The organism is Candidatus Magnetobacterium casense (genome assembly GCF_019173545.1).
In the GTDB taxonomy this organism is placed as follows: Bacteria; Nitrospirota; Thermodesulfovibrionia; order Thermodesulfovibrionales; family Magnetobacteriaceae; genus Magnetobacterium; species Magnetobacterium cryptolimnobacter.
The window spans coordinates 1-13241 of the sequence record NZ_JABXWD010000056.1; the positions used below are offsets into that span (position 1 = coordinate 1).

Sequence of the window (13241 nt, forward strand, 5' to 3'; positions counted from 1 at the left end):
CCGCACTTATGGACAGTGTCAGAACCCTTGAAGGCATAGAACAACTACAGGCCTTTAAATCGCTGCTAAGAAAGTCTGCCTCTGTGGATGACCTGTGGGCATATCTCAAAGGGGTATAGTCCAGGAGGGCTTACTTGGTATCTGGAATTTTTGCTATTGACTTTTCTGAAATCCTTGTCCTATACTAATCCCATGATGTCAATAGAGGATTTTAGCAAGGGGATTTTTTTAGCTGGCAGGATGAAGAATTTGCCGACTGAGATGTTAGGATACGGCGGTTTTGGTGCCGTTCTTGCTCTCTCTAATGCACCTTCAGCAACCTTAATTTAATCCCCCAGGCCTTTTTCTTTTTACGGTTATTTTTGCGTCCGGTTGGACTACCATGTATCAACGCCAACTTTTCTTACTTGGGGGAGCGATGCTGGGATAAGGGCGGAAGTTATTTGTATTACAGCGGTGGGAATGTTGGCGTTGGAATGAGTAATCCGATTTGGAAGTTTTATGTAGCCAATGTTAGTGCTGACGGTTATCCAAGTTGGGATACCTGGGTAGACACAACTTTTTTGATAGAGAGTGATCGTCATACTGTATTGCAGTTGCTTTCTCCAAAAGATTGGCAGAGACATATTTCTTTTGCTGATTCTGACAGCAGATCAGCTGGAGGGATATTGTATTTTCATCACGTCAATCGATTAAGTTTATATAGCAAATTTAGATTGGATTAAGTACAGAATATGCGGCATTTTTACGGGGTCAAGGGGACTGGTCCCCTTGCGGGGGGTTCTGAAGGGGGCCAGGAGCGTCCTGGAGCGCCAAGAAGCGGAGCCGCCCCTTTCTTTCTTGTATTGCACACAATCGAAACGCGCTATACACACCAAATAATGGCAGTATTATATTAAACGATGATGGGAATGTTGGTATAGGCAAAAAATTCATTAGTGATACTACTACTTCTTATCCGCTTGAAATGGCCTCCGGAGCCTACGTAACCACGGGCAGCGTATGGACCGGACCAACGCCTCAAGCTGCGAGTACAAGAAGGACATCCACAGCCTCACATCCGAAGACGCCATGCTGGCGTTCAACAAACTCGAGCCGGTCTCCTTCAAGTACAAGACCGACGACGAGCAACACATCGGCTTCATCGCTGAGGACGTCCCTGACATCGTGGCGACAAAGGATCGAAAGGGCCTGAGCACAATGGACGTGGTCGCACTCCTGACCAAGGTCGTCCAGGAACAGCAGAAGATGGCTCAAGAGCAACAGAAGGTGGTTCAGGAGCAGCAAAGGACCATAGCTGAACTCAAGGAAGAGGTCAAGGCGCTTAAAGAAAAATCCCAGTAGCACGATCCTAATGAGACGACAAAAGGACTTCCTTGCCGCAGGCGGCACCGGCGATGTGACGGTAAAGGCCTCGACAAACACCTGCCAATGGACGGCAATGAGCGGTGTTGCATGGATCACCGTAACATCAGGCAGTGCGGTAACCGGCTCTGGCGTGGTATCCTACACCGTTGCGGCAAACGCAGGCTCAACCACCCGCACCGGTACGATAACAATAGCAGGACAGATATTTACCATTACGCAAGGCATCTGCACATACACAATCACCCCGACAAGCAAGCAGATCGGCGGCTCTGGCGGGACCGACAGCGTCAATGTCACAGCAACAGGCATTTGTCCGTGGAGTGCGGTTTTCGATATAAACAGCGCCTTTGCAACCATCACGGATGGCTATCCCGACGTGGCGCTCCTGGACCTCAGGATGCTGGGGGTGGATGCCCTTGATGTGTTTAAACGCATCAAGGAACGTGTCCCTGATGTGGAAATCATAATAGTATCGGGACAGATGGCCATCAGCAACACCGACGTCGATCTCAAGGAACTTGCCTTCGATTACATCGTCAAGCCCGTAGAGATAGATGAGGTTACCAAAAAATCAAACAGGCCCACAACCAACGCCTCGCCAATATACAAAGAAATCAGGCGACAATATTAGGAGGTTGTGCCAGGAACATTCTCATTCAGGGAGAGCATCAACACGTTTTCAAGGCACAAGACAGAGAACCTCATATCATCCAACAAGTTCTACCTTTTTTAAATCAAGTGGGGAGTTGATGTTTATAAAGCTCTCACCTTCGCCGTCTATTGAGCGGAACTCCTCCTGGGCAATGTACCTGACATTGAGCATCCCCAGGATGTCCACAAGGCCCTTCCTGCCGGCTTCAATGGCCCCCTCTATTACGGAGATAGCCCTCCTATTGTAGAGGCCCAAAAGGGGTTGCACCATGCCCCCGTATATGGCAACGACGGCGTCATATTCAGACTGGTTCTGCGCGATAAAGTCCACGAGTTCTTTTTTTACAAGGGGCATGTCGCAGGCCACAACAAAGAGGTTTTCGGCACCGGTGGCCAGCAGAACTGACAGAATCCCCGTTGCCGGTCCCCGCGCCCCTATGACGTCACCGATTAGTCGTGCCCGTCTTGAAAAGTAGACCTCCGGAGAATTGGTGCTGATATAGCAATCACCAAAGCATTCCCGCAGGATCGAAAGGTTCCTGTCAAGGATCGCCTCGTTGCCCAGCTTGATAAAGCCCTTCAACGTCGGGAATCGGGTGTTCTGTCCACCCGCAAGTACAACCGCATCTATCTCTTGCTGTAAAAAACCCTGTGACGTAATAGTTCACCTATAAGAAAAAAGGAGGGCGGCTCCGCCCCCTCCTCAGACCTCCCCCGCAAGGGGGCCAGCCCCCCACTGAGCCGGGGGTCGCTGACCCCTTGACCCCTTTTTGCCCTGTCTAGTACAGCATCATGTTAGCGCCGTCTGCCTTGATCTGCCAGTTGTTGTTGGGCAGAGTGGTTGGCGAGGTGACGGAGGCTATCTTTGTGCCGTCCATTAGCCAGATGGATACTTGTCCGGTTACAGCGTTCAGGAGCAGGATATCGCTTTTGCCATCGCCGTTGAAGTCGGAAATCTCCTTTATTTGCCAGTTTTTGTCTGCCAAGGTGGTTGGGGAGCCACCCCCTGAGATGTCATCGACTAACCAGATGTAGAACACTCCCGTGGCGGTATTTTGCCAGAGAATATCGCTTTTGGCATCGCCGTTGAAGTCTCCGCTGCCCCTTATTTGCCAGTTGGCGTCGGAGAAACCGGCAAGCATGGTGGTTGACTTTATGGCGGTGCCGTCCATGTACCAGATGGCGGGGATAGCGCCGGAGGTGTTTTGCCAGAGGATATCGCTTTTGCCATCACCGTCGTAATCGCCGATACCCTTTATCTGCCAGTTGTTGTCTGCCACGGTAGCCGGAGAACCCGCCGACGCAATCGTTGTACCATCCATCAACCATATGTATACCACTCCGGTGGAGGTGTTTTGCCACAGGACGTCGCTCTTGCCATTGCCGTTGAAGTCCCCGATGCCCACTATCCGCCACGTGGGGTCTATAAATGACGTTGGTGAACCGGCAGCCAGGATAGAAGTCCCCTGCATCAGCCATATGTAGAACTGCCCGGTTGAGGCATTGTGCCACAGGAGGTCACTGTTGCCATCGCCGTTAAAGTCCCCGGCACCAAGCAACCTCCAGTTGTTGTCTGCGACCGTGGCAGGGGAACCGCCTGATGCAATTGCCCCGCCATCCATAAACCACAGCCAGACCATACCGGAGGTAGTCTCTTGCAAGAGGACGTCGCCCTTGCCATCGCCATTGAAATCCATCCCCGTTGGACGTGTAGGTTTTAGGGTAAAGGTTATGGTTACTGCCCTGTCAGTGCTCATTGTTACAACGCACTGTGCAGAGGATGAGGTCGTATCGCACCCCGTCCAGGTTGCCACGGAGTCTGTTGCAGGTGTGGCCGTGAGGGTTACCTGTGTATCCGGGGCATATGGTGCAGTTGCAACATTGCCTGTCCACTGGAGGGAACCACTTGAGGCGGTCACACCTCCGCTGCCCGTCCCTGCCCGCGTAACGGTGAGGGTAAAGGTCTCCCCACGCACGAACCTCTGTATGCGGTGGTTAGATGTATCGGCTACATACACGGAGCCGGAGACACCTACGGCCAATCCGTAAGGGCTGCTGAACTGGCCATCGCCGGTGCCCGTACTGCCCCATTTTGTTAAAAAGGTGCCATTGCGGTCAAATTTCTGAATCCGGCTGTTACCGGTATCAAGGACAAACACATTGCCGCTTGTGTCAACCGACACCCTGAATGGCCAATAGAGCTGGCCATCGCCACTGCCACGACTGCCCCCCTTATCGACAAAGACCCCGTCAGGGGTAAACCTCTGTATGCGGTGGTTATCCGAATCAGCGACAAGGACGTTGCCGGCGGTATCCACGGCAATGCCGTAGGGGTGTTTGAACTGGCCATCGCCGGTGCCAAAACTGCCCCATTTTGTGATAAATACACCGTTGTTGTCGAACTTCTGGATACGGTTGTTAAGTGTATCAGCAACATAGACGTTACCGGCAGCATCTACGGCAATGCCGTAGGGGTTGTCGAACTGCGCATCACCGGTGCCAAAACTGCCCCACCTGGCAATAAATACACCGTTGCTGTCGAACTTCTGTATGCAATCATTGCCCCAGTCGGCAACGTAGACGTTATTGGTGCTGTCAACGGCGATGCCGATCGGTCCGCCAAACTGGCCATCACCATGACCATAACCGCCCCACTGTATGATAAAGGCACCGTTGTCGTCAAATTTCTGGATGCGGTCATTATACGTATCGGCAACGTAGACGTTACCAACTCCGTCGGTCGCCACCGCAAAGGGCATGTTTAATTGCCCCTCAGCATTGCCATTACTGCCCCACTTGCCTGCAAAGCTGTACGTCTCAAGCGCATAGACGTTGACGCTGTTTATAGCTAAGACCAAAACAAGCAACCAATATGCTGACCTTATTTTTTTCAATATCTTATCCTTCATGTACTTGTATACTTTAACGATAAAATAAATCCGTACAAAAGTCAAGAGGGGCAGGGCAATTGCGTATAAAATTTTTATTAGTTGTTGATAGTTTAGCTTTGTTGAAAATCAAACATGCGCATGATGGGGTCAAGGGGGCTGGCCCCCTTGCGGGGGGTTCTGAAGGGGGGCGGAGCCGCCCCTTTTTTTTTCTTACAGTCAAATGCGATTGCTCTGCTTCCCCTGGGGGGTAAGAATGATTAGCTACACATGAGGGCGATCCTAAACTCGGCGCCACCATCAACGTTGCTGACTGTTAGTTTTCCATTCATATTTGTCTCTATAATCGTCCTGGACATATAAAGCCCTACGCCGGTACCCTCTGTTCCCTTTGTTGTGTAGTAGGGTTCAAATATCCTGTCCATAACATCCTGTGGTATGCCACCACCGTTGTCTCTGATTGAGATTATCGCTTCGTTTTTCGTTTCATCCTTGTCAAATTTTATTTCAATCTTCCCGTTTATTGTCTCGGCATTTTTCCTGAGTATAATAGCATCTCTTGAGTTGTTCAGGAGATTGAGCATTACTTGTTTAAACTCGTTAGGATACCCCACTACAAGAAGTTTTGAGGATGACACCTCTTTTACGCCAATGCAGATACCATTGCTAGTAAAAATCTTGGAAAATAAAAAAACTAACTCTTCTACTGCAAGCTTCACATCAAAAATGACTTTATCTTTTGATGGTTTAAAAAAGTTCCTGAAGTCATCCATAGTTTTGCTCATAAAAAGGATTTGGTTCATCGAATTATCAGATATGTTATTAATATATTGGTCATTTAACTCCCCAAAACGATATGCCTCTTTCAGGTCTTGTACAAATATAGACAATATGTTTAGTGGTTGCTTCCACTGATGTGCAATTAGTACGAGCATCTCTCCCATAGCCGCCATCTTGGACTGCTGTATCAGCAATTGTTCATTTTTCTGTCTGGTTTCTGTTTCTTTGGCTACCCGTGTCTCAAGAGTTGTGTTTAAAATTTTTAGTTCCTCTTCCATTCTTTTCCGATCAATAGCTATGGCATAGATGTGTGCAAGGCGATTTATGAAATCCAAATCCTCATCGGTATAATCCCTTTCGGCATTTGCCAAGGTAATCTGTCCGATAAGGTTGTCTTTAATCTTCGCCGGAACCGACAGAAATCTATATATCGGAACATGTCCCTCAGGCGCACAACCCTTGTACGAGTGATGTTTTTGAGGATTATTTGTATAGAACCCTTCCTTTATATTCAGGGAATGTCCCCAGAGGGCATTATATCCATTATCACCCCTTGGAAATACTGCCTTTTGCTGCCCACTCTCTATATTGCACATGCCATCGTGCATCATTGCGGTAAGGGTATGTCCTACCATATCATTCGAGTCTTTGTCTACCTCCGCTACGTATCCATGTAAACTATCGGTCAGCATCATGCCATATCTGTTAATAACCACGGCAATATCATAGATTCTGCTCTCAGGAGCAAGAGATACCCTGGCCACTTCTGCGGCTGCCCTTTGAAAATCCAGTTCTCTCTTCTGCCTTGCTTGAACTTGTTTTATGTCCGTAATATCAAAAAATATCACAAACTTTGAGGCGGAACCGTCCACGTTGCTAATTGGAGCGTCAAGGAGCGAATATGTTTTCTTGGATTTAGGGCTATACCACTCCCGTTTAACGGTTTCTCCGACGAACTCCTTTCCGTTACTGCACCAAGAGCATGGTTCCGTCCTATCGTGAAAATACTCATAACACCTGCGGCCATTTACCTCTCCAAAATCACTGATCATAGCATCGTTTACAAGTTCTATATGGTATTGCCTGTTTATTATCAAAAGGCCTATTGTTATGGCATCCGTTATTGCCTTAAGCTTATCCCTCTCTTTTTTAATGACCGCTTCCATGTATCTTCTCAGGCTGACGTCTCTGAAAACACCCTGTACAAACGGGCTTCCATTGTGGTAAATGATCTGCGCCAACACCTCACAGGGGATTTTGTCGCCATTTGATCGGACAACGTCAATTTCTATGGGGTAGACACTACCATTATTTATTAAATCTCTGATGAGTTCCTTAAATAGTTCTTTTGAAAGTTCCTCTTTGTCTTTAGGGTGTAATTGGGATTGATGCATACCTTTGATTTCACTGACAGGTCTACCTAAGAGTACGGATGCCGTTTGATTGGCGTCAACGATATCGCCTGTTTTCGGATCAGCGATAAGTATGGCATCCGGGGATTGATCAAACAAGTTCCTGTAGCGTTCTTCGCTTTCTCTAAGCTTGGTGCTCATTCGCTTTTTCTCGGTTATCTCATCCGCAATGTTGATATGAAATGTAGGATACTCCAGGCTCTCCCATAGGCGGACTTCGTTTATGTTTACCCATACAATCTGGCCGTCTTTGCGGATATGACGTTTTTCCATATTAAAACTCTGTATCTCGCCACTGATCAGAAGTTTCATGTTATCCATCTCTGTCTGCAGATCACCGGGATATGTTATTTCCTGGAATCCGAGGTTTAGCATTTCCTCCTGAGTATAACCAAGTATATTGCAATAGGCCGTATTGACCTTAACGAACTTACCGGTAGATGAATGCACAATAGCAATTCCGACAGGCGCCTGCTCAAAGATCACTTTAAACATCTGCTTATTCTCACTTCTATTCCCCCCCCACTTAAAGACGTTGTCTATAAGCGTAGAGTGTCGGGTTACATTTGATTCTTTACTAACCTTGCTCTTAATTTGCAACGACTGCTCTTTCCCTATAGCTCTGGGTTGCTTCTTCTCTGTCATTGTACAATCCTCTCTTTTCAAAAATTTCAACTGTCATAGCATTAACTAAAGCTAACGGCTGTTGTTAAAGAATGTGCCTGATATCCTGACAATCATAGCAGACCATTTTTACAGATAGTACTACAAGTTGTCTTTATACAAGGGTGCGCTACCCTCTTATCGATGTTTGATGACGGACAAACCCCAGACTTCCTTCTCCTGAGTTGTAAGAACTGGATGATGTCGCCTTCTTCGTCAAAGATTGGATGTACCTGGACCTCGTAAACACCTTCGCTGCCATTTTCGCCCTGACATATGTTTTCAAACATCGCAGTTCTCCTTGTCTTTTTTACTTTTTCCATCAGGCAGATATGGTCGTCGCTGCAACATGAGCCATGTCTGTTTTGAATTAAGTCACAGCACTTCATTCCAAAGTGTTCACCGTGTGGCGATGCAGTCCTATTGGCCCATAACACGGAATAATCATCGGCATCAATTATGTAGACCTTATCCGGGATGCAATCCAGGATACCGAATAAGTAATCTGACAGAGTCTTGAACCGTGACGAAGTAAGGTGTTTATCACCACCATGAGACATAATATCCTCCTTTGTGATCAGTTCACATGTAAAACATTTCATCCTTTAGTGCTATTATGAGCAAACATTCAAGTGTATTCTGTATCAGTTTTTGCCCAAATATCAGGAATCTTACTAGCACATTGCGCGCAGCCGTCAACAGAAGAACAGTAAAAACATGTGGCTACGGCATCTCCCTGCAAATCCTTTATTAAGCAAGATTTTGCGCCTATCCATGAAACATTAATATCTCCGGTTTCCACATCATCTCCATACTTTATTAAAGGCAGACTGAAGAACCGTTAACAGTCCGGTCTCATCAGAGAGCATGTTTGCGCACCTCTCTCTATCTCTTTTTCATCATGAGTATGGCATCCGCCCATGCCGTCTGCAACTATACCAACGTCCATGATTATTACATCATCGATTGATTTAGCTTTAAAGTGTTACATTAGACAACCCCTTTATTGTTGCACGTTGCTGTCAATAAAACATTACATCTCACGAACAATTGCTGAGTTTCACGACAAGTTCCTCTCGTGTTGTGCCAAGTGCATTGGCTGCCATTTCTATATTGCCGCCGCAGTATTTAAGCGTGTATCTTATGATCCTGCTCTCCGCTTCCATGACGGTTATTGGCATTAATTCCTCAATCGTAAAATAGTGTGAAAATATCTTTACCTTCACAAATCTCCCTCCATGCAAAATAGTGTTAAAAACACCTTAACCTGTACAATTATCCCGACATAAATCTCCCTCCATGTAAAAATAAGTGTAAACATACCTTAAACTTCTCATAATCCTCCCGTCATGTTATCGATAACTATCCTCCTCCAGCAGGACACATAATGCTTTTCTGTGCCACTGCCAGAGGATTTTATAGAACCTCCTAAATCTGACGTACTACATACCTCAAGAACCATGCCTGGGGTATAATAGGGATAAACAAGAGCATATATGGTTGACTGTTACGATGACTGTAAATCAGGGGAGGGGGACAGATATGAACGATTGGTCATACACAAAACGACAACGTCAAGAAAGAGCGGGCTTTTAACCTGTGAACGATAGTTCATAGACTATGAACTATGCTTACCATGCATGGGAGCAATGCCATAGTATTTGAGGCGGCGGGCAAGCCATCTGTAGGTTATTCCCAGCATTGCGGCTGCCTTTGTCTTATTTCCATTTGCTTCCTCGATAGCTGCCAGTATGCTCTCGAGTTCTGTTTTTTCCAGGATTTCTTTAAGCGACACATGTCGTGTTTTGTCTGTGACATTGCCATCAACGTTTAACAAGCGTCTGACATATTCAGAGGAGATATTTTCGTTTTCACAAAAAAGGACTATACGCCTCATTAGGTTTTTTAACTCTCTTATGTTGCCAGGCCATTGGTGTCTTCTCAAGGACTCCAGGGCATCTCCTGTCATATAGAATAAAGGTTTACCCAATTCATAACAGGTGTCGTTGAGAAATTTCTGTGCATAGAAACTGATATCTTCCACTCTTTCTCTCAGAGGCGGGATGGTGAGAGAGAACTCATTTAAACGATAATACAGGTCGCTCCTGAAAGTGCCTTGTTTGACAAAGCTATAAATATCGACGTTGGATGCACATATAATCCGCAGGTCTACATCAACTGACCTGGTATTTCCAACCGGATATATTTTTTTATCATCGATGACGGTAAGGAGCTTGCTCTGAAGATGTAAGGGAATGTTCTGTATTTCATCCAAAAAGATAGTACCCCCAGAGGATGCCTCAAAAAATCCCTTCGTTTTCATTACTGCTCCGGTAAAGGCACCTTTTTCATGTCCGAACAACTCACTTTCTATAAGTTCTTTTGATAGGGCGCTTATGTCAACCTTTACAAAGGGCTTTTCACTTCTATGGCTCAGGTTATGAATAATCTCCGCTACAAAGGACTTTCCGCAACCAGTCTCACCCAGGAGCAAAACCGATAAGTTGCTCTGCGCTACCTGCAGTATATCCTTGTAAAGTTTATGTGCTGCAGGACTTCTGCCTAAGATGCTTTCTACCGATGAAGATAAGGCCAATTGAAGTTTGTCCACTTCAGTGGCTAATATACGCTTTGACGTGATATCGATTAAGACAACAAGGCATATATCGCCATCAACAGCAGTCCCCTCAAGCGTTACCCATAAGTCCCGCCCCTGCAGATCAGACATTGCTATATTGCATGCCGTATGGTTTGCTTGGTTACAGTCAAAGAGGCCCTCGATGTGTTCGTTAAAGGTCACTCTGTCCTCATCCTTAACAAACATGGACAAATGCCTTGTTGTCAGGTCTTCTTTTTTGCCACCCAACATATTTGCACCTGTGAGGTTTACCTCAACGATCTCTGTTTTTCTGTTGATGCTAAAATAACCTACAGGCGCAAAGTCATATAGCCATATATACTTATTATTGGAGAGTTCCAGTTCCTTTTGCAGGCCATATAAGTTCAGGTGCGTCTGAACCCGTGCCAAGACCTCGTCACTCTGGAATGGATTACAGATGTAATCGACTCCACCGTTTTTAAATGCGCTGATCTTTTTATTTATATCCGTCAGGGAGCTTATGAAGATGACAGGGATATTTGCCGTTGCAGGGTTAGTCTTAATACGGTGGCATACTTCATAGCCATCCATGTCAGGCATAACGATATCAAGGAGTATAAGGTCAGGTTTAGCCTTTTCCACAAGGCTAATGGCGGTTGCACCATTCTTGGCAAAAAATAGCTTATACCTGTCCGTCAGTATCTGCCTCAACAACTGCCTGTTGCCAGGCTCATCATCAACAATCAGGATTTTGTACTTGCTCTCTAAAATAATAGCCTCTTGCAAATATCTTTCTGCGATAGCTCACCCCTTAGTAACAGAAGGCTGATTGAAGATAAAATCTCTTAGCCTTTGACTGAGAAGAAACATGAGACAAGCAGAATAATAAAAGCGGCTCCTTATAATTTTGTATAGGCATATTTTCCTACAATTGCATCCCACACACACCTCCTCTTCACTGATAAATGTAGGGGAAATACGCCGGTGTCTCTCTCTCATCTCCCTTGCGGGAGGGAATAAAAGAGAGGAGAGACACTTTATATACCCGTTTACCTTGAGAAATTTGCATAGACAGCGGAGAAAAACCAAAAAGCATACCGCAAGATGACCCGTGGTCACTATCAAGGACATTATCTCTACTATTCGCCCTTTCTTTCATTCTATGTCCACTATCAAGTATGCTGTTAACCATTTCTAAAATAGCACAATTCACATTTAACAAACGGGCATACGTTTTGTTGCTGTTGTCCTAATACAACAGCGGATTAAAGTACTTACAAGTGTACCATACATTACTTACAAATTGCAAGTCGTGATGTTTTTTTTTTCGAGTCCCTCCTGTCATCAGAAGTTTAACTGGATTCTGTTTCTGAGCGCATATGCGTCGCTGTGATGTGTCTCACGGGTTGGGAGGGTGCTTGTGATCGTATCATATGCCTTACCTGTAAACATGTAGCCACCTTCTATGTAATATATAAGGTTCTTTGACATCCTGTATGTGAGCTTGCCGTCTATTTCCACACCAAGGTCGGTTGACGGGTCGGCACCGTTTAGGGCTATTTTTTTGGCTGCCTTCAGCGTATACACGTAGAGTTCGCCGTCAAGGTCTTTCACAAAGTTTGCGGTTGCTCCACCTTTGATACAAAAGGTGTTGGCGATACCTGTGGAGGTCTTGCCGGCAGCCGTCTTTAAGTAGTAATCGTACACGAAAGTATAGTGTGGTTCAACCCCAAGGAGGGTGATAAACGTCTTGAAGTCTTTGCTGTCGTCTTGCGTGGACTTACCGCTGCCGTATGCTGTCTCCAGAGTCAATGTAACGGGGAGGCCGCCGGCAACCGTCTTATAATCTATTGCCGCTAAACCGGCCCAGCCTTTGACTGTGGCATCGTCAACGTTTAAGACGCCATCCAGCTTGCCTGCCTGAAGCTCAATATCACCCCTGAGCATCACCTGACCAACCTTGTAATCGGCACGCAGACCAAAATTCCATATGTGACCGTGACTATAGTCGGCAAACAAGGCACTGAAGCCCTGGTCGTTTATGTACGTTACATCAGCTCCGGCCTTCAGGCCCCCGGTGGTGTATTTTAACTCTGCGATATAAGCGTCGGCATCATCGGGATGGTTAATGCCCTGCTCGGCCAACTTTATGGTGCTTACCTCTATGTTTACTTCTTTGGATGGATTGACAATCAACCTGATCCCGTCATCGCCAAACTTCTTGTGGTTAAAGAACAGCCTGTTGCCGATATACCACAACTGATGACCAACCTGTACACCGTACAGGTCATGCCTGTACAGGAGCCACGCCTGACGGACCCTTACGCCGCCACTCTTTGTATTACCGTTGGGATAGAGACCGGTATCACCGGGGCCGGTTCCCCACCTCCAGCCATCGACCTTGTCCGTGCCGGATTCAATCTCCAAAAACCCTTCTGCTTCGTTGCCTATTTTGGCGTCAATGTTGAGCTTTACGTGACTATCGTAGTAGGCATTATGGTCGTCTTGGACTTGTTTCATGCCTGCCTTGTAGTATTTGCCGTCAAGCTGATCCGTCAGGTTGTGTGCAAACATCCCCCTGAACCTGAACTCACCTCCAAACGTTATCCTGGTCTCACCATCCGGCATAAATACGGTACCAGGTGAGACCTCACCGGCTGCATACATAACCGACGCTGCACCCAGAACAAACATCAACATCATAAGTGGTAGTACTACTGTCTTCAAATTAAGCCTCCATTTCCGAATCTCTCGGATTTGACGCTGCAGGACGCTCATGCCCCACCCACAAGTACGGCATCCTGACAGCTTGTTGTTTCGTTTTCAGTGGGCTGACTATACACATTTTCCATGTCTATCCCCAATGTCATTGCAAAACTC

9 protein-coding genes are annotated in these 13241 nt (G+C 46.4%); 2 read left to right on the forward strand and 7 right to left on the reverse strand.

What is annotated here, in order from left to right:
• Window positions 1-1002 precede the first annotated feature (1002 nt).
• The gene (locus HWQ67_RS04830) at window positions 1003-1344 is read left to right on the forward strand and encodes a tail fiber domain-containing protein (RefSeq protein ID WP_218251517.1); all 342 of its coding nucleotides are present in this window, start codon (window positions 1003-1005) and stop codon (window positions 1342-1344) included.
• Between the two features lie 10 nt (window positions 1345-1354).
• The gene (locus tag HWQ67_RS04835) at window positions 1355-1999 is read left to right on the forward strand and encodes a BACON domain-containing protein (RefSeq protein WP_218251518.1); all 645 of its coding nucleotides are present in this window, start codon (window positions 1355-1357) and stop codon (window positions 1997-1999) included.
• 75 nt (window positions 2000-2074) lie between these two features.
• Here HWQ67_RS04835 and mobA read toward each other — a convergent pair whose 3' ends face one another.
• The 7 genes from mobA to HWQ67_RS04870 form a co-directional block, all read right to left on the reverse strand.
• Window positions 2075-2680: a molybdenum cofactor guanylyltransferase gene (gene mobA / locus HWQ67_RS04840; protein WP_218251525.1), complete on the reverse strand. Its 606-nt coding sequence runs from the start codon at window positions 2678-2680 to the stop codon at window positions 2075-2077.
• 118 nt (window positions 2681-2798) lie between these two features.
• On the reverse strand, window positions 2799-4928 hold the full coding sequence (locus tag HWQ67_RS04845) for an FG-GAP-like repeat-containing protein (RefSeq protein ID WP_218251519.1): 2130 nt from the start codon (window positions 4926-4928) through the stop codon (window positions 2799-2801).
• Between the two features lie 239 nt (window positions 4929-5167).
• On the reverse strand, window positions 5168-7744 hold the full coding sequence (locus tag HWQ67_RS04850; protein ID WP_218251520.1) for a PAS domain S-box protein: 2577 nt from the start codon (window positions 7742-7744) through the stop codon (window positions 5168-5170).
• 92 nt (window positions 7745-7836) lie between these two features.
• Window positions 7837-8322, reverse strand: coding sequence for a PAS domain-containing protein (locus tag HWQ67_RS04855; RefSeq protein ID WP_218251521.1), 486 nt, complete (start codon window positions 8320-8322; stop codon window positions 7837-7839).
• Between the two features lie 480 nt (window positions 8323-8802).
• The gene (locus tag HWQ67_RS04860; RefSeq protein ID WP_218251522.1) at window positions 8803-8988 is read right to left on the reverse strand and encodes a helix-turn-helix domain-containing protein; all 186 of its coding nucleotides are present in this window, start codon (window positions 8986-8988) and stop codon (window positions 8803-8805) included.
• Between the two features lie 392 nt (window positions 8989-9380).
• Complete coding sequence (locus HWQ67_RS04865) at window positions 9381-11147, reverse strand: sigma-54-dependent Fis family transcriptional regulator (RefSeq protein ID WP_218251523.1); 1767 nt, start codon at window positions 11145-11147, stop codon at window positions 9381-9383.
• A gap of 558 nt (window positions 11148-11705) precedes the next feature.
• Complete coding sequence (locus tag HWQ67_RS04870) at window positions 11706-13088, reverse strand: hypothetical protein (protein WP_218251524.1); 1383 nt, start codon at window positions 13086-13088, stop codon at window positions 11706-11708.
• Window positions 13089-13241 lie beyond the last annotated feature (153 nt).